This window comes from Tersicoccus sp. Bi-70 (assembly GCF_001968825.1).
In the GTDB taxonomy this organism is placed as follows: Bacteria; Actinomycetota; Actinomycetes; order Actinomycetales; family Micrococcaceae; genus Tersicoccus.
In genome coordinates this window covers 106,774-122,953 of the sequence record NZ_MIEU01000011.1, presented here as the reverse complement: position 1 = coordinate 122,953, position 16,180 = coordinate 106,774, and the positions used below count along the sequence as shown (strand labels likewise).

19 protein-coding genes are annotated in these 16,180 nt (G+C 73.2%); 6 read left to right on the top strand and 13 right to left on the bottom strand.

The genetic code is table 11. The features are described 5' to 3' along the window. Positions 1-17 precede the first annotated feature (17 nt). From BGP79_RS07090 to BGP79_RS07075, 4 genes are read right to left on the bottom strand one after another with little or no spacing between them, the layout of a single operon-like run. Entirely contained in the window at positions 18-890 is an 873-nt protein-coding gene (locus BGP79_RS07090; protein WP_076694132.1) for a hypothetical protein, read from the bottom strand. A 31-nt stretch (positions 891-921) separates the two neighbouring features. Continuing rightward, the gene (locus BGP79_RS07085) at positions 922-2,088 is read right to left on the bottom strand and encodes a glycosyltransferase (RefSeq protein ID WP_076694130.1); all 1,167 of its coding nucleotides are present in this window, start codon (positions 2,086-2,088) and stop codon (positions 922-924) included. 9 nt (positions 2,089-2,097) lie between these two features. Beyond that, entirely contained in the window at positions 2,098-2,490 is a 393-nt protein-coding gene (locus BGP79_RS07080; protein ID WP_076694128.1) for a 6-carboxytetrahydropterin synthase, read from the bottom strand. A gap of 13 nt (positions 2,491-2,503) precedes the next feature. Then, on the bottom strand, positions 2,504-3,493 hold the full coding sequence (locus BGP79_RS07075) for a zinc-binding alcohol dehydrogenase (RefSeq protein WP_076694126.1): 990 nt from the start codon (positions 3,491-3,493) through the stop codon (positions 2,504-2,506). 135 nt (positions 3,494-3,628) lie between these two features. Here BGP79_RS07075 and argE point away from each other — a divergent pair, with 135 nt between their 5' ends. After that, entirely contained in the window at positions 3,629-4,810 is a 1,182-nt protein-coding gene (gene argE, locus BGP79_RS07070) for an acetylornithine deacetylase (RefSeq protein ID WP_076694124.1), read from the top strand. A 50-nt stretch (positions 4,811-4,860) separates the two neighbouring features. Continuing rightward, a complete protein-coding gene (locus tag BGP79_RS07065) occupies positions 4,861-6,186 on the top strand; it encodes an MFS transporter (protein WP_076694122.1) in 1,326 nt (441 codons plus the stop codon). Positions 6,187-6,310: 124 nt separating this feature from the next. Here the strand turns inward: BGP79_RS07065 and BGP79_RS07060 are convergent, their stop codons facing one another. Next, complete coding sequence (locus tag BGP79_RS07060; protein ID WP_233121245.1) at positions 6,311-7,051, bottom strand: transglycosylase family protein; 741 nt, start codon at positions 7,049-7,051, stop codon at positions 6,311-6,313. A gap of 520 nt (positions 7,052-7,571) precedes the next feature. Here BGP79_RS07060 and BGP79_RS07055 point away from each other — a divergent pair. Together BGP79_RS07055 and BGP79_RS07050 are read left to right on the top strand one after the other, a co-directional pair. Beyond that, positions 7,572-8,198, top strand: a complete 627-nt coding sequence (locus BGP79_RS07055; RefSeq protein ID WP_076694118.1) for a hypothetical protein — start codon at positions 7,572-7,574, stop codon at positions 8,196-8,198. A 5-nt stretch (positions 8,199-8,203) separates the two neighbouring features. Continuing rightward, positions 8,204-8,845: a DNA-3-methyladenine glycosylase I gene (locus BGP79_RS07050; RefSeq protein ID WP_076694116.1), complete on the top strand. Its 642-nt coding sequence runs from the start codon at positions 8,204-8,206 to the stop codon at positions 8,843-8,845. A 15-nt stretch (positions 8,846-8,860) separates the two neighbouring features. On the opposite strand, the gene BGP79_RS07045 is transcribed toward BGP79_RS07050, so the two are convergent. The 6 genes from BGP79_RS07045 to BGP79_RS07020 form a co-directional block, all read right to left on the bottom strand. Beyond that, the gene (locus tag BGP79_RS07045; RefSeq protein ID WP_076694114.1) at positions 8,861-9,439 is read right to left on the bottom strand and encodes a hypothetical protein; all 579 of its coding nucleotides are present in this window, start codon (positions 9,437-9,439) and stop codon (positions 8,861-8,863) included. Between the two features lie 29 nt (positions 9,440-9,468). Further along, the gene (locus BGP79_RS07040; protein WP_076694112.1) at positions 9,469-10,050 is read right to left on the bottom strand and encodes a DUF6286 domain-containing protein; all 582 of its coding nucleotides are present in this window, start codon (positions 10,048-10,050) and stop codon (positions 9,469-9,471) included. Next, positions 10,047-10,439, bottom strand: coding sequence for a hypothetical protein (locus tag BGP79_RS07035; RefSeq protein WP_143588334.1), 393 nt, complete (start codon positions 10,437-10,439; stop codon positions 10,047-10,049). Before BGP79_RS07035 ends, BGP79_RS07040 begins: the two co-directional genes overlap by 4 nt. Further along, complete coding sequence (locus BGP79_RS07030) at positions 10,436-10,627, bottom strand: DUF2273 domain-containing protein (protein WP_076694108.1); 192 nt, start codon at positions 10,625-10,627, stop codon at positions 10,436-10,438. The genes BGP79_RS07035 and BGP79_RS07030 overlap by 4 nt, the downstream gene beginning before the upstream one ends. Further along, on the bottom strand, positions 10,624-11,472 hold the full coding sequence (locus tag BGP79_RS17115) for an Asp23/Gls24 family envelope stress response protein (protein WP_369800172.1): 849 nt from the start codon (positions 11,470-11,472) through the stop codon (positions 10,624-10,626). The genes BGP79_RS07030 and BGP79_RS17115 overlap by 4 nt, the downstream gene beginning before the upstream one ends. Before the next feature lie 348 nt (positions 11,473-11,820). After that, positions 11,821-12,054 carry a hypothetical protein gene (locus tag BGP79_RS07020; protein ID WP_143588333.1) on the bottom strand — a complete coding sequence of 78 codons (234 nt, stop codon included), beginning with the start codon at positions 12,052-12,054 and terminating at the stop codon, positions 11,821-11,823. Between BGP79_RS07020 and BGP79_RS07015 the strand changes: the two genes are divergently transcribed. Further along, positions 12,044-12,607: a hypothetical protein gene (locus BGP79_RS07015; protein ID WP_143588332.1), complete on the top strand. Its 564-nt coding sequence runs from the start codon at positions 12,044-12,046 to the stop codon at positions 12,605-12,607. The genes BGP79_RS07020 and BGP79_RS07015 overlap by 11 nt on opposite strands. A 95-nt stretch (positions 12,608-12,702) precedes the next feature. Here BGP79_RS07015 and BGP79_RS07010 read toward each other — a convergent pair whose 3' ends face one another. After that, positions 12,703-12,999, bottom strand: a complete 297-nt coding sequence (locus tag BGP79_RS07010; RefSeq protein ID WP_076694103.1) for a cell division protein CrgA — start codon at positions 12,997-12,999, stop codon at positions 12,703-12,705. A 221-nt stretch (positions 13,000-13,220) separates the two neighbouring features. On the opposite strand from BGP79_RS07010, the gene BGP79_RS07005 reads away from it, so the two are divergent. Then, a complete protein-coding gene (locus BGP79_RS07005) occupies positions 13,221-13,859 on the top strand; it encodes an aminodeoxychorismate/anthranilate synthase component II (RefSeq protein ID WP_076694101.1) in 639 nt (212 codons plus the stop codon). Between the two features lie 116 nt (positions 13,860-13,975). Here BGP79_RS07005 and pknB read toward each other — a convergent pair whose 3' ends face one another. Further along, entirely contained in the window at positions 13,976-16,096 is a 2,121-nt protein-coding gene (gene pknB, locus BGP79_RS07000; RefSeq protein ID WP_076694099.1) for a Stk1 family PASTA domain-containing Ser/Thr kinase, read from the bottom strand. Positions 16,097-16,180: the final 84 nt, after the last annotated feature.

Genomic DNA, 16,180 nt, shown 5'->3' with positions numbered 1-16,180 from the left:
GCCCGAGACTGCCCGCGTCAGGCGGCCGGGGTCACCAGTACATCCCGGTGACCGACGCGCACCCGCAGGTCACCGTCGTGCACGGCGGACAACCGCGACGCCAGCCACGCGTCGACGTCCTCGCCGCTCAGTCCGGTCGAGGACCGGTCGACGTGCTCGCGGACGGCGATGGCACGGTCGCGCAGCAGCCGTTCGATCAGCGCCCGGTCCGCCGGGTCGGTCGCGTCCAACCGCCAGTCGGTCTGCTGGACCGTCACGTCCGGCTTTGCTCCGTCGCCGGCGTGAAGCGCCCGATGCAGCGCCGGGAAGCCGTCCGGGCCGAGGTGCCCGTGCCGCTGCTGGTGGGCGTTGAACGCCGCCTGGACCGCGTCGTCGAGCGGGGCGGCGGGCTCCAGGTCCCCGGCCCCGTCGACGCTGAGGCTGAACAGCCCGTGGGCGCCGGTCTCCCGCAGGGTGGTCGCCAGCTCCGCCACCGTGGACCCGTCGAGCAGGTCGAGCAGCGCGGCGCAGGTGATCAGCACCGGTTGACCGGGGCGACGGTGGTGCGCGAGGACGTCGGGCAGGTGCGCGACGTCGGAGGTCACGGGCTCCCACGGCGCCGTGACGCCGGCCAGGAGATCGGTCAACTCGGCGAGCAGATCCTCGTCGTGATCGACCAGCAGCCAGGTCTGGGCGAACGGCAACCGCGGCATCAGCCAGCGCGGGTTGGCGCCGGTCCCGGTGCCGAGGTCGACGCACAGCACCGGTACGTCACCGGCCGCGCTCGCGTGCGCGGCGAGGGACCGCGTCAGCGGCGGCAGCAGCGCCGTCGTCGTGACCGCCCGCGCACGGTCGTCGGCGGGCTCGCGCAGGGCGAGCCAGTCGGAACTGATCGGGTCGAGCTGCGTCATCGCGTCCTCATCTGTCGTGGTCGTCGTCCGGTCATCGTGCGCTCCGCACGGTTGTCGAGGAGTGCATGGCCGCCAGGACGGCGGTGGTCGCCGGCTCCCACCCGGGCAGGCGCGTCACGGCGGCGGCCTCGCGCCACCGGACCCGCACGCCGGGATCGGTGAGCCAGCGGCGCAGGACGGCGGCGAGGGCGGCCGGGTCCGCCGCGTCGACCACCGCACCGGGAAGGGCCGCGGACGGATCCCCGGCAGCCACGTCGTGCCCGTGCGCCGGCCAGGGGCCACTGCCGCGCGGACCGGCCAGCGCCTCGCCGGCTCCGGTGCCGTCGCCGACGACGGCGGGAATGCCGTGGCGCAGGGCCTCCGTCACCACCATGCCCCAGCTCTCCCAGGTGGAGGGCAGCACGAGCAGATCGACGTCCGGCCACCGGTCGGTCATCGCCGTCGCGCCCAGCTCGCCGGTGACGCGCACCCGTGCACCGAGCGGGGCGGCGGCCCGCCCCACCCGCGCCGCGTACGCCGGGTCGGCGGTCGCGCTCCCGATGAGCTGCGCGGACCAGGGGAGGTCGGTGAGCCGGGTCAGGGCGCGCAGCAGGGTCACCTGGTTCTTGTTCGAGGTCAGGGCGGCGACGCAGGCGAGGACCGGGGATGAACCGTCGGCCTCCGGGACCGGCAGGGCAGCGGGGGAGGCCGCGTCATCAGCCGCGCCGTCAGCTGCCGGGCCGTCGGTGCCGGCCGTGCCCGGGCGGGCGAGGACGAGCTTGGCGCTCAGCTCTGCGGCGGGCCTGCCGGTCAGGGGCCACGCGTGCGCGAGCAGCCAGCGCCCGGTCCACGCACTGGGGATGATCACGACGTCGGCGGCTGCCAGCGCTCCCGCCTGGGCGGCACCGCCGTGCCGCTCGGGCAGGTGGACGAGCAGCCCGGTCCGGATGCCCCGCCGGGTCAGAGCCGTGATCACCTCGGGACTGCGCCCCGCGATCAGGCCGTCGACGAGAACCCTCCGGTACCCGGTGGCGGCAGCGCGCACCCGCGCCGCGGCCTGCCGGTCCGGCTGGGGCCACCGCCCCGGCACCGGGACGACGACCACCCGCTGCCCGAGAGCGGCCGCGTGGGCGGCGACGGCCCGGTTGAACAGGGTGCCCCCGCTGCGGTGCCGGACGTTCGCCGGCGTCAGGAGGGCCAGGCGGTCCACCGCGCGCACCGGACGGGCTCAGTCCACGGGCCGGGTGTAGCCGGCCCAGGCGTCCGGGTGTTCCCGCAGCACGACGTCCAGCTCGGTGACCCCGTGGCCGGGCAGGTCCCGCGCCAGGTGCTCGGCGAGACGATCGGCGACGAACCGGGCGAGGTGCTCCGTCGTCGTCAACCGGCCCGCGAACGCCGGGTGGTCGTCGAGGTTGCGGTAGTTCAGGTCCGCCAGCACCGCGCCGAGGGCGGCCGTCGCGACGCCGATGTCGAGCACGATCGCCTGCTCGGTCAGCTCGGCGCGGTGGAACGTCGCCTCGACGACGAACGTGGCGCCGTGCAGGCCCTGGGCGGGGCCGAACGCGGGGTCGGGCAGGGAGTGGGCGATCATCACGTGATCGCGGACGGTCAGGCGGTACATCGGCGTCCTCGGCTCAGGGGGTGTCGGTGGCGGGGTAGTCGATCACGTGGCACATCGCCGTCGAGTCGGCGGCGGTGATGCGCGCCATCGTCGCGGGCAGGTCCGCGAATGGGCTGCTGCCGGTGAGGAAGACGTCGAAGCGGTCGTCCGCGAGCAGGCGCAGCGCCAGCTCGAGCCGCTGACCGCGGGTGCGCCGGGCCCGGCGGGAGAGGGCGACCTCGCCCACCTGGCTCGCCCGCAGCTGCAGCCGCCGGGCGTGGAACGCCCCGCCGAGCGGCACCCGCGGGGAGCGGGTGCCGAACCAGGACATCTCGACCAGCTCCGCATCCGCGCCCGCCAAATCCAGGGCGGTGGCCAGTCCCGCCTCGGTGCCGGAGGCGTGCACGACGACGTCGCAGTCCCCGGCGGCGTCTTCCGGGACCACGAGGTCCAGGTCGAAGGCCTCCGCGAGGGTGCGCCGGCCGGGATCGGGGTCGACCAGCTGCAGCCGGTCCAGCGGGAAGCCCGCCAGCAGGGCCGCGACGGCCCCGCCGACCATCCCGCCGCCGACGACGGCCACGCGGTCGCCGAGCCGTGGCCCGGCTTCCCAGACGCCGTTCACGGCGGTCTCGACGGTGCCGGCGAGGACGGCGCGGCGGGCGGGGACGTCGTCGGGTACCACGTGCACGTCCGCCGCGGGCAGCACGAGCCGGTCCTGGTGGGGCGCGAGACTGAAGACGGTGCGGCCGGCCAGCTCGGCCGGGCCGCGCTCGACGACGCCGACGTTGAGGTAGCCGTACTTGACCGGGCCGCCGAAGTCGCCCTCCTGGTGCGGGGCGCGCATCTGGTCCGCCACCTCCGGGGGAACCCGGTCCTGGAAGACGGTGGTCTCGGTGCCACGGCTGATGCCGGTGTGGACCGTGCGGACGAGCACCTCGCCGTCACCGGGCTCGCGCAGCGGCTCCTGCCGCAGTTCGCCGCGACCGCACCCCGTCACCCAGAACGCCGTCGTCACCGCACTCATCCCCGCAGTCTTGCAGATGGGGCGCCGCTGGCGAGGGCGGAGCAGATCGACAGGGTACTTCCTTCCCCTGCGTAGACTCGACACAGCCCATGACGAGCCGGACCGATCCGGATCAGATCAGGAGAACGGAATTCCATGAGCGCAGCGACGACCGAACAGGACCTGACCTCTCTCGACTGGACGCGACGACTGATCGCGATCGACACCACCAGCCGCAACTCGAACCTCGAGCTGATCGACCTGGTGGCTGAGGAAGTGCGGCGACTCGGCGTCGAACCGCTGCTGGTGCCGAACGAGGAGAACACCAAGGCGAATCTGTTCGCAACCTTCCCGGCCGCCGACGGCAGCACCGAGGGCGGCATCGTCATCTCCGGCCACACCGACGTGGTGCCGGTCGACGGGCAGGCGTGGTCCACCGAGCCGTTCACGGCCGAGGTCCGCGACGGCCGGCTGTACGGGCGGGGCGCGGCGGACATGAAGAGCTACATCGGAGCCGCCCTGACGCTGCTGCCGCGCATCGCCGAGGCCGAGCTCTCCACCCCCGTGCACCTGGCCCTGAGTTACGACGAGGAGGTCGGCTGCGTCGGTGCCGGACGACTGGTCGAGGAGCTGAAGCGGCGCGGCATCCGGCCCGAGTTCTGCATCGTCGGCGAACCCACGAGCATGCGGGTGATCGCCGAGCACAAGTCCGTCAACGTCTTCCGGGCGACCTTCACCGGGGTCGCCTCGCACTCCTCCCTCACCCCGGACGGCGTCAACGCCATCCACCACGCGTCCCGCTTCGCCGTCGCCTTCGCCGACCTGGTCGACGGGTGGCGCCAGGACGGCCCGTTCGACGAGGGCTACGTCGTGCCGTTCAGCACCGGCGGCGTCAACCTCGTCCGCGGCGGCATCGCGTCGAACACCGTGCCGGACCAGTGCGTGATGGAGTTCGAGTTCCGCACCGTCGCGGCGCTGGACGCGAACGAGGTGACCGCGCGGGTGCGCGCCGCCCTGGACGAGACCGACGCGAGGATGCGCGCGGAGAACCCGGACGCCGGCGTCACCGTCGAGGTGGTCGGCCAGGTGCCCGGGCTGCTCACCCCGGCCGGCAGCACCGTGCTGGACCTGGGCGCCGAGCTCGGTGGTCTGCCGAGCGATGAGAAGGTCACCTACGGCACCGAGGCCGGGCAGTTCACCGGCATCGGCATCGGCACCATCGTGTGCGGCCCGGGCGACATCGCGCAGGCGCACACCGCGAACGAATGGATCGAGCTCGAGCAGATCGCCGCGTGCGAGGCGTTCTTCGACGCCCTGCTCGCACGCGTCACCGCCTGACGACCCTCCGGGCCGCCCGCCCGGCGGCCCCCCGACGGCAAGGAGCCGCCATGCAGCACGACCCCGCCTCCGCCGGTTCCGGCACGGCCACGGCGACCCAGGTCACGCCGGAGCAGCGCGCCACGGCGCGCCGCGCCGTCGTCGCGTCCTCGATCGGCAACGCGCTCGAGTGGTTCGACATCATCGTCTACGCCTCGCTCGCGGTGGTGATCTCCGCGCTGTTCTTCCCGTCCGCGGGCGAACAGGGCGCGGTGCTCGGTCTGCTCCTGACCTTCGGCACCTTCGCGGTGTCCTACCTGATCCGCCCGGTCGGGGCGATGGTGCTCGGCAGCTACGCCGACCGCCACGGACGCAAGAAGGCCCTGACCCTGACGATCGGGCTGATGATGCTCGGCACCGCGCTGATGGCGTTCGCGCCCACGGCGCAGCTGGTCGGGCCGGCCGCAGCGGTCGTCATCCTCCTCTCGCGCCTGCTGCAGGGCTTCTCCGCGGGCGGCGAGTTCGGCACGGCGACGGCGTTCCTGATCGAGAACGCCCCCACCCGCAAGGCGTTCTACGGCTCGTGGCAGGTAGCCACGCAGGGTGCCGCGATGCTGCTGGCCTCGCTGTTCGGCCTGGGCCTGAACACGTTGATCAGCCACGACGCGCTGTACAGCTGGGGCTGGCGGGTGCCGTTCCTCGTCGGCCTGCTGATCGGCCCGGTGGGGCTCTACATCCGGTTGCGGATGGACGAGACCCCGGAGTTCGTGGCGGTCGCGGCGGACAAGGTCGAGTCCTCCCCGCTCGCTCAGACGCTCGTCCACCACGCACCGCGCTGGCTGGCGGCGACCGCGACGGTCGGGCTCGCCTCGATCTCCGTGTACCTGATCCTGTTCATGCCCACGTTCGCGGTCTCGAACCTGCACCTGCCGTCGTGGGCCGGCTACCTCGGCGGCATCATCTCGGGCATCGTCAGCCTCGTCGGCTGCCCGCTCGTCGGCAACCTCGCGGACCGGGTGGGCCCCGCCCGGGTGATGACGGTGGCGGCGGTCGCCGCGGTCGTGCTCGCGATCCCGCTGTTCGCCCTCATCGTCGCCGTCCCCACCGTGGCGATCCTGACCCTGGTGCAGGTTGTGCTCGGCCTGCTGATGGCGTTCTACTTCGGGCCGCTGCCCGCACTGCTGGCCGCGATGTTCCCCACCCGGATCCGCACCACCGGCATGTCCATCGCCTACAACCTCGGCGTCACGCTGTTCGGCGGTCTCGCCCCGCTGATCCTGACCGCGCTGATCGCCGGCCTGGGCACCCTGATGGCACCGGGTTACTACTACGCCGTGGTCGCCGTGATCTCCTTGGCCGGCATCATCGTGTGCCGGCGGGTGTTCGGCCAGCGCTGACGCGGGACACCCGCACCGATCGGCCGATACCACGACGAAGCGCCGCACTCCCGAAGGAGTGCGGCGCTTCGGCCGAACAGGGATCCTGTCGACGGCCCTAAGCCGCGACGGGAGACCGGAGTGATCAGGCAGGCAGGTTCAGCGTCTGGCCCACGAAGATCAGGTTCGGGTTGCTGACGGTCGCCAGGTTGGCGTCGGCGAGGGCCTTCCAGCCACCCTTGACGCCCAGCTTCTCAGCGATCTGGCTCAGGGTGTCGCCGGCCTTGACGGTGTAGGTGCCGCTGACCGCGGGGGCCTGCTGCACGGGCGCAACCTGGACCGGGGCGGCCTCGACCGGAGCGGCCTGGACGGGCGCCTGCTGGACCGGGGCGGCCTGAACCGGCGCCTGGACCTTCGGGGCCAGCTGGACCGGGGCGGCCTGGACCGGGGCCTGCTGCACGGGGGCAGCCTGGACCTGGACCTTCGGCGCGGCCTGGACCGGCGTCGGGTTGGCGGAGGAGCCGGTGGCACCAGCCTGCACGGAGCAGACCGGCCAGGCGCCCCAGCCCTGGCCCGCGAGAACGCGCTCGGCGACGGCGATCTGCTGCGCCTTCGAGGCGTTGGCCGCGCTGCCGGTCCCGCCGAAGCTCTCCCAGGTGGACTGCGTGAACTGCAGGCCGCCGGTGTAGCCGTTGCCGGTGTTGATGGACCAGTTGCCGCCGGACTCGCACTGCGCGACGCGGTCCCAGGTCGCCTCGGAGGCGGCGTTGGCCTGCGTGCCGGTCACGGCCACGCCGGCGCCGGTGAGGGCGATGACGGCGGCACCGCGACGGAGGTTACGGGACAGAAGAGAGGAGTTGTTCACAACGATGCTCCAGGAGGTCACCTGCGCTCCAACCGTCCAAGGCTGTTCTGCGCGCCATCGCCAACCGCGACTGATCGAGGTCATGGAAGCTGCCCCGCCTCATGGCGATGTCCGGTGAAGAAGAGGGGCCGTGCATGTTGGGCTGCATAGAGAACGGATGCAGCCTCGGGATTCCCCGCCTAGCGGGGCTAACCATGACAGTAGACGATCGTTTCGTTATCCATCAAGAGCATTCGTTATCTTTCTGTGATCGCCGGTCGATCACCGGAGACGAGCGACTGGCACGGATCCGCGCGCTGACGCCGATCGGGACGGCCGCACCGGGGTGGCTGTGAAGTGCCGCACAGACGGTGTGTCGCGGTCGCTTCGCGGCTCGACGAGGACTACGCGCGAGGCGCGTCGAGACCGTCGGGACGCCGGAGCCCGGCCGGCCGGGCTCGAACGCACGAGACCGGCCGAGACCGACCGAGACCGTGGCGAGACCTGCCCGTCCCCGTGGGTCACGGACGGACATACGCGCAGGTCGGCCTACGATGAGCGCATGACTCCGACGCACGCGGTGACGTGGCCGGCGGGCCGGCTGATGATCCTGGCCGGCGATGCCCGGGAGACGGAATCCGCGTGGCTCCCGACGCTGCTGGCCGCCGTCGGCTCGCCCGACGCCCGGCCGGAGGTGGAGCGCCTGGCGCCCGTGATGGCCGACGACCAGCTCGGCCGCCGCCGTCGGCTCCGCGACCTGCTCGACGGGATCGACGAGTCGACAGCCGTCCTCGCCTTCAACAGCGGGGCGACCACGGTGCTCGAGCACCTCGAGTCCCGCACGGACGACTGGCGGCTCGGCGGTCTGCTCCTGTACTTCGACCAGGCCTTCGCGGCCAACCGCGGGGCGAGCGGCTCGTTGTCCGGGCTGGTCCCCGCCCTGTCCACCCTGCGCACCCGGGTGCTGCGCCGGATCGTGGCCAGCGCCCCGGGACGCACCCACGTCCCGGCGGGCGCTGCCGCAGAACTGGCCCGGCTGCTGGGCGCGGAGTACCACGCGCTCGTCGCCCCGCCCGTGGACGACGACTCCCGTGCCGGGGGCGCGGCCGCTCTCGCACCGCTGGTCGCACGACTGACGGCCCCGGTCGACGCACCCCGCCCGGTGATCGACGGCGAGCCGGACGCCTGAGCGGCATGCCTGACCAGCGGGACGACGCCCCGCACTCCGACCCGTCGCCGGCCCCGCCCGCCGACGTCGTCGTGGGCACGGACGGACTCGCCCGGCCGCGCTGGGCGTCCGTCGACCCCCTGCTGCGCACCTACTACGACACCGAGTGGGGTCTGCCGGTGCGCGACGAGCGCGGCCTCTTCGAACGTCTCAGCCTCGAAGCCTTCCAGTCCGGCCTGTCCTGGGCGACGATCCTGCGCAAACGGCCGGCCTTCCGGGCGGCGTTCGCCGACTTCGAGCCCGAGACGGTCGCCGCGTTCGGCGACGCCGACGTCGAACGGCTCCTGGGCGACGCCGGCATCGTGCGCAACCGGGCGAAGATCCTGGCCACGATCGGCAACGCCGGCGCCACGGTGGCGCTGCGAGCCGACGGCGGTCTCGGCCGCCTGATCTGGTCCTTCCAGCCCGAGGTGACGCCGCAGCCCCGCACCCTCGCGGAGATCCCCACCACGTCGCCCGAGTCGCGGGCGCTCTCCGGGGCCCTGCGTGCACGCGGCTTCCGGTTCGTCGGCCCGACCACCATGTACGCCCTGATGGAGGCGGTCGGCATCGTCGACACCCACCTGCTGAACAGCCACCGTCGCGGAACCTCCGGCGTCTGGGGCTGACCGGTCAGCAGCGGGTCACTGCACTCGTTCGGTGCGCGACAGGCGGGCGCGAGCACCGCTGCTGATGCGGATCAGCACCGGCACGTGGGTCCCCGTGAGCCGGTCCAGGCCGGTGACGAGGTCGCGAGCCGTGCGCAGCGTGTCGCTCAGCCAGACCCCCTTGCGGACCTGCAACCGGATGTTCAGGCCGTCCGCGTTGCCGACGCGCCAGCTGCTGACCTGCGAGGACAGCACCTGTTCGTCGTGCTCGACGGCCTGGTCGACCGCATCCGCGACGAGCGACGTGCGGATCCGCGTACGGCCCGGAAGATCGCCGTCGTGGAAGCCGATGGCCATCTGGTTCGTCCGGCCGCCTCCCTGCGAGAAGATCCACACGAGCATGAAGATCATCGCCGCGACGAGGATCACGAGCAGGATGAGGGAGACCCAGCTGGACTGGCCTCCCGGCATCGGCGCCGAACGCACCAGCCCGATCAGCCCGTCCCACCACTGGTGGGCGACGACGAGCCACCGCTGCGACGCGTCGGCGCTGAAACCCACGAGGGCGGCGAGCAGACCGGCGCCGAGCAGGACGAGCCCGACGAGCGCGAGCATCACGCGGTTGAGACCGCGGGGAGTCCGTCTCACACGCCCACCGCCCCGCGGGACGCGACGGCGACCGAGACGGTCGGCATCGGGTCGAGGCCGTAGGAGTCCAGTTCGCGCACGACCGCGACGCGGACCGCTTCCTCGTTGACCGGCAGACCGGACGTCGGGTGCACCTGCACCTCGATCGCCCGGCGCGAGGCCCACGAGTGCACCTGATCCGTGGACACTCCGGCGGCCGTGCGCGCGACCCGGGACGCGGCGGAGGCGACGACCTCGTAGTCGACGATGATGGCGTTCCGCTCGTCGGTGACGACGTACCGGGGGCGGTTGCCCGGCAGGATGGCGAGGGCGAGCAGGAGCAGACCGACGAGGGCGACGAGCAGGCCGACCACCGCGAGCACGGCGCCCGGCGCCTGCCGGGGCAGGTCGGCCAGCCACGCGGCGGCGGTCAGCGGGGAGAGCAGGAGCGGCGGTGCCCCCGAGACGGAGAGCGCGGTCTCGAGGAACAGCCACAGCAGGGCGAGCAGGACGATGACGGCGGTGACGACGGACGGCACGCTGCGGGAGGAGTGGGTCTCGCGGCGCAGGAGGCGCCGTGTGCGGCGATCCTCGGTCACGACAGCCGACCCGGCGACCGCCGGTGGATCCCGGTCAGATCGACGTCGACGCGCCCGATCACCGCGCCGGTCAGTTCGCTCGAGCGTCGTGCGATGCCCACGCGGGCGTGCTCCGACCGGGCGATCAGGGTGTTCTGCCGGTCACCGGCGTCCCCGGTACCGCGGGCGAGGTCCAGCAGGGACGGTGCGCGGACCGGCAGGGCCACCTGCAGGTGCAGCCGGCCGGCGTCGTCGAGCAGCCGGGTGCGCACGGTGGAGACCGGCACACCGAACTCCTCGGCGGCCACGATGGTCACGACGCGGGAGATGGCCTGCTGGGTGATCCGGGTGTGACCGGGGAGAGCGCCGGTGGCCGTCCGGCCCTCGATCACGGTCCCTGCGACGCTCATGAAGAGGAGCGCTTGCCGCGCAGTGAGTCCGCCACGGCGCTGAGGTCGAGGCGGCCGTCGGCCACCCGACCCACGACGGCACCGATCAGCATGAACACGGCGGTGAGCAGGAAGCCCCAGAAACCCCAGGCGAGGGCGACGACGGCCAGGACGGCGCCGACGGCAATGCCGGTGACGGTCGGACTCATGGGATGCGACGCTCCTTCGGCTCGGCGTGGGCTCGTCCGGCCGCGGCACGGTCGGGATCGGGGACGTCGATGTCCGTGATGGTCACGTTGACCTCGGCGACGTCCTTGCCGATCAGCCCCTCGACAGCATCGTAGACCGCGGCCCTGACGTTCCGGGCGACCTCCTGCAGCGGCCACGGGTAGTCGGCCACCAGCGTGACGTCGACCGCGACCTGCCGCTCGCCCACCTCGACCGAGATGCCCTGCGCGTGGTCCGACTGCCCGACGACGTCGCGGATCTGACCGAGCGCGCGCGCGGCGTTCGTGCCGAGGGCGTGCACTCCGGGCACCTGCCGCACGGCGACGCCGATGACCTTGGCGATGGCGGACTCCGCGACGGTGGTGGAGCCGCGTTCGTGGCCCGTCGGAACGGGAGCGGCGGCGGGCGGCGGGGGAGCGGCTGCGGAGGAGACGGGAGCGGCGGGCGGCGGCACCGGGGTGGCTCCGGCCACGACGGGGCCGGCCGTGGCGGGCGCCGGCGGAACCGGGGCCACGGATCCGCCGAGGTCGGACTCGGCGAGGTCCGGCTCGTCGAGTTCGGACCCCTCCAGCCCGGACCCGGCGAGATCCGGCTCGTCGAACTCGGACCCCTCGAGTCCCTGCTCCCCAAGGCCCTGCTCCCCGTGACCTGGCCGGTCGAGCGACGGGGCGGTGACGCCGGGCAGGCCGGCACCGGGGACGGGCGGAGCGGACTCCGAGGCATTCGCCGGCTCGGGCGGCAGCGGGATCTCGGGTGCGACCGAGGGCTCCGGGATCACCGCCCCCGGGCGGCGTCCGGCAGTGTCCTCGTGCTCGGGATGACTCACGTCCCCTCCTCCTGTCCGGCCGCGGGCGGCGGCGATGAGACCACGCTATCCGTCGTCACCGACAGAATCGAGGCATCGTCGGGTCCGGTGACGCGCGGGGACCCCCGGCGCTACCTGGGAACCGCGCCGACCGGCCGTGACCACGGCCATGGCGTCGCATTGTCAGCCCTGACCAGCGCCGATACGATCAGGGCAGCGACCCGCCATCGGAGCCGGTCGCGTTCGTGGAGGGGGATCCATGTCACCGTCGGTCCGTGCTCTGTCCTGTGCGTCGGCCAGCGCCGTCGCCGCCGTTCTGCTGCTGTCCGGGTGCGGTGGCAGCGGCGCCGTCACCGGGGGATCGACCAGTCAGTCCGCCGCCTCGTCGAGCTCGGCATCGTCCGCATCGAGCTCGTCAGCGTCGACCTCGTCCGCGTCGACCGAGTCCGGTTCCGCGTCGTCGAGTCCGACGGATTCCGCTGCCTCGTCCTCGGCCTCCACCAGCGAGAGTGCGAGCGCGAGCGCCAGTGCCAGTCCCAGCGCGAGTGCGAGTGGTACCGCCGGCGCGGCGAGCGACGAGGCGGCCGCCTCGGTGATCAGCAAGCTCACGACGCCGGGCGGGGGCAAGGTGACCCCGGTCCCCGCCAGCAAGGTGCGCCAGGCGGCCAGCGCGACGAACGCGGCGGCGAAGTCGGCGGAGGTCACCCCGGCGGCGTGCCGGGCGCTGACCCTGAAGGCGAGCAGCATCCCGGACGACGCCGGCGTCGGCATCGGCACCGCGTCCGGGGGCAAGGTGATGGTCTCGGTGATCCTCGGCAAGGATGGCGCGGACCTGAAGTCGCGCGTCTCGGACGCCCGTCAGCTGCTGTCCACCTGCGCGAAGGTGACCCTCAAGACGGCGAAGGGGACCACGCAGCAGACGCTGTCCCAGCTGTCGGCTCCGAAGGTCGGCGACGACTCGGTGGCCGTGCTGAACACTCAGTCCAGCTCCGGCATCACGGTCACGCTCACCCAGATCTCCGCCGTCAAGGGCAAGCGGCTCGCCACCATCACCGCCGTCGGCAAGCCGAGCAACGCGTCCGACCTGGCGCTTCTGGCCCAGCTGGCGAAGAAGGCGCTCGACACGCCGGCGACCGGCGGCGGCGCGACGGCCTGAGCCGGCCCGTCGAGGAACCTCTGCTCACCGGGCCCGGCCGCGGGAACGCTTGCGGCCGGCGCCCGGTGCGGCGCCGGCACCGGTTGCGGGAGAGGTCAGCCGCGCCAGCGGGTGGTCATGATGAAGCCGACCATGGCGATGCCGAACCCGATCACGATGTTCCAGGCGCCGATGGTGGGGATGGGCCACTGGCCGAGGGTGGCGTAGAAGACGATGACCCACAGCAGGCCCAGGATCATCAACGTGACCATCAGGACCTTGTACCAGGTGGGGTTCGGGCCGACACGGCGTGCCGCGGCGCGCTCCTCGCGCTCCCGCTTCCGCTCGCGGACCTGCTCCGCCGCGGCGCGGCGAGCCGGGTCCCCGCTCCGGGTTGCTTCGGACTCGGCCACGTCTCCTCCTCGGGCGGCGTCGCCGCCGCTTCGCTGGGGCGCGCCCGGGCCGGGCCGCCGCACGCATTCACCTGCTGATGGTCAAGGGCTCAGTGTAGCCAACGGACCGGGTGTCGGCCCGCGGGTCGGCCGTTCTCGGCTGGCGCGGACGGGGCGCGCCGTGCTTGGCTGGTGGGGCGGCCGTGCGGCCGTGTCACCGCCTCGCGAAGGAACCGTCTCCGATGAGCACCCGCATCCTCGTCATCGACAACTACGACAGCTTCGTCTACACCCTGGTCGGCTACCTGCAGGAACTGGGCGCCGAGACCCTGGTGGTGCGCAACGACGACGTCGATCTGGCGGAGGCGACCCGGCTGGCGCAGGAGCGCGACGGTGTGCTCGTCTCGCCCGGGCCGGGAGCTCCCGCGGACGCGGGCGTGTGCATCGACCTGATCCGCTGGTGCGGTGAGCACGACAAGCCGATGCTCGGCGTGTGCCTCGGCCACCAGGCACTCGCCGAGGCGTACGGCGGCACGGTGGGTCACGCCGCCGAGCTGATGCACGGCAAGACCTCGCAGGTCGAGCACGACGGGGCGACCGTGTTCGCCGGGCTGCCCAGCCCGCTGACGGCCACCCGCTACCACTCGCTGGCTGCCGACGCGGCGACCGTGCCGGACGTCCTCGAGGTCACCGCGACGACGCCGAACGGCATCGTCATGGGCCTGGCCCACCGCTCCGCGCCGCTGTGGGGCGTCCAGTTCCACCCGGAGTCGGTGCTCACCGAGGGCGGGTACCAGATGCTCGGCACGTGGCTGGAGTCGCTCGGCCTGACCGGTGCGGCACAGCGCGCCGCCGGCCTGAGCCCGCTCATCACCCAGTGACGTTCCGGCGCGACCTGTCCCCGGACCCGCTCGCGTCCTGACACCCGCGTCCTGACTCCGGGCCCGCGACCCGCGCGGCGGCCTCCGCCGCGCCGGCACGGCCGCCCGATCGCCGGTCAGCCGCCCTGGTCCTTCTTCTGCTGACCCGGTGCACCGCTCCGACCCGTGCCCTGGCCGGGGCCGGCCGCACTGCTGGAGCTGCTGGTGCTCGGCGTCGGCGTCGGCGTCGGACTCGCGCTCGCACTGGGCTTGCTGGTCGGCGACGGCGACGGCGAGGGCGAGGACGGAGAGGGCGTCGGCGACGGGCTCGCTTTCGCTGGAGCCCGCGCGACCGTCAGCGTCACGGTGGTGCCCTGGTCGACGTTGCCGTTCGCCGGGGCCGACTGCGCGGTGACGGTGCCGGGCTTGACCACGGCGTTCTCCGCGGTCTCGATCCTGACGGGCAGGGCGACATCCGCGGCGGAGAGCTTCGCGCGGGCCTGCGCCTCGGTCAGGCCCACCACCTGCGGCATCGTGACCCTACCGGTGGAGATCACCAGGTCGACCCGGCTGCCGGCCGGGACCTGCTTGCCGAGCGCCGGCACCGTGTTGATCAGGGCGCCCTCGTCGACCGTCGCGCTGTTCTGCGTCGTGGTCTGCAGCGGGTCCAGCCCGAGCTGGCGCAACTCGTCGCGGACCTGGTCCGCCGGCCGCCCCGCCAGATCGGAGGGGATGGTGACACGTGCCGGTCCGCTCGAGACGAGGAGCGTCACCTCGCTGCGGGGACTGACGCGCGTACCGGAGTGGGGGTCGGTACTGATCGCGTCCCCGTTCTTCACGGTGGTGCTGTTGGTCCGGTCCAACCGGATGCGCAGGTTCGCGTTGGCGAGGGTGGTGGACGCGTCGGCCTGACTCATGTTCGCCACCGCGGGCACGGTCACCATCTCGGGCGGGGCCGAGCGCGCGACGAGGAGGTTGGTGAAGTAGACGGCGACGGCGCCGAGCACGAGGACGAGGGCGATGATGCCGGTGATCAGCCATGCCCGCCGGCGCGCCCGCGTGTCCGGGTGGACCTCGTCGTCGGTGCCGATGCCCAGCACCAGCGGCGCCGCGTCGGTGCCGGACGGGTCCTCGTCGTCGTCCGCGCTGGTCAGGGCGGTGGTCGCCGGTGACGCCCCGGCCTGGTCAGGCCGGCCCAGCGCCTCGGTGGCGGTGGCGTCGGTGGAGGCGGTCGGTGATCCGCCGGCCAGGGCCGCCGCGGCCAGACCGGAGCCGGCGGCGGCACCGGCCGCCGCGCCCACGGCCGTGCGGTCACGACCCTCACGCTCGCGGGGCGTGTCGCTGGCGGAGGACGGCGGCATCTGCAGCGTGTCCTCGTCGACGCCCGTGACGAGCGGCTGGTAGACGACGCCGTGCGCCGCCGCCCGCAGCGCCTCGCCGAACTCGGCGGCGTCCTGGAACCGGTCCTGGCGGTCCTTCTCCAGGGCGTGCAGCAGGACGGAGTCGATGGCGGGCGTGACGTCCGGGTTCAGCGTGCTCGGGGCGGGCGGGAGCTCGCGGACGTGCTGGTAGGCCACCGAGACGGCGGAGTCGCCGCGGAACGGGGGGCGGCCGGTGACCATCTCGTAGAAGAGGCAGGCCGCCGAGTACAGGTCGCTGCGGGCGTCCACCCGCTCCCCACGGGCCTGCTCGGGGGAGAGGTAGGCGGCGGTGCCGAGGACGGCCTGCGTCTGGGTCAGCGTGGCGGAGGAGTCCTCGATCGCGCGGGCGATACCGAAGTCCATCACCTTCACGGCGCCCTCGTCGGTGACCATGACGTTGGCCGGCTTGATGTCCCGGTGGACGATGCCAGCGTCGTGGCTGTACTGCAGGGCGGACAGGACGCCGTCGGCGTGGGCGAGGCTCGTGCCGATGGTCAGGCGCTCGTCGGTGATCAGCTGGCGCACGGTGTGCCCGGTGACGTACTCCATCACGATGAACGGGGCGTCGACCGCGCGCCCGGCGGCGTCGACGATCAGCTCCTCGCCGGTGTCGAAGACGCCGACGACGTTCGGATGGTTCAGGGCGGCGACCGCCTGCGCCTCGCGCCGGAACCGGGACTGGAAGCTCGGATCACGCGCCAGGTCGGACCGGAGCAGTTTGATCGCGACGGGCCGACCGAGCCGCGTGTCGTGCCCGGCATGGACGTCGGCCATGCCGCCGCGTCCGATCAGCCCGTCGACCCGATAGCGGTCGTTGAGCAGCCGTGCTTCACTCACGGATCCAGCATTCCCTTCGATCGGCGTCTCTCGCTGCCCCCCGTCGACCGGCCCGTGGCGGCCGGCCTGTCGACCACCACGTCG

Bases quoted from the DNA above. Each gene is read 5' to 3' on its own strand.
- BGP79_RS07065 (WP_076694122.1), top strand. From the start codon at position 4,861: ATGCAGCACGACCCCGCCTCCGCCGGTTCCGGCACGGCCACGGCGACC.
- BGP79_RS07080 (WP_076694128.1), bottom strand. From the start codon at position 2,490: ATGTACCGCCTGACCGTCCGCGATCACGTGATGATCGCCCACTCCCTG.
- BGP79_RS07075 (WP_076694126.1), bottom strand. From the start codon at position 3,493: ATGAGTGCGGTGACGACGGCGTTCTGGGTGACGGGGTGCGGTCGCGGC.
- BGP79_RS07005 (WP_076694101.1), top strand. From the start codon at position 13,221: ATGAGCACCCGCATCCTCGTCATCGACAACTACGACAGCTTCGTCTAC.
- BGP79_RS07045 (WP_076694114.1), bottom strand. From the start codon at position 9,439: ATGCTCGCGCTCGTCGGGCTCGTCCTGCTCGGCGCCGGTCTGCTCGCC.
- BGP79_RS07035 (WP_143588334.1), bottom strand. From the start codon at position 10,439: ATGAGCGTCGCAGGGACCGTGATCGAGGGCCGGACGGCCACCGGCGCT.
- BGP79_RS07055 (WP_076694118.1), top strand. From the start codon at position 7,572: ATGACTCCGACGCACGCGGTGACGTGGCCGGCGGGCCGGCTGATGATC.
- argE (WP_076694124.1), top strand. From the start codon at position 3,629: ATGAGCGCAGCGACGACCGAACAGGACCTGACCTCTCTCGACTGGACG.
- BGP79_RS07090 (WP_076694132.1), bottom strand. From the start codon at position 890: ATGACGCAGCTCGACCCGATCAGTTCCGACTGGCTCGCCCTGCGCGAG.
- BGP79_RS07050 (WP_076694116.1), top strand. From the start codon at position 8,204: ATGCCTGACCAGCGGGACGACGCCCCGCACTCCGACCCGTCGCCGGCC.
- BGP79_RS07030 (WP_076694108.1), bottom strand. From the start codon at position 10,627: ATGAGTCCGACCGTCACCGGCATTGCCGTCGGCGCCGTCCTGGCCGTC.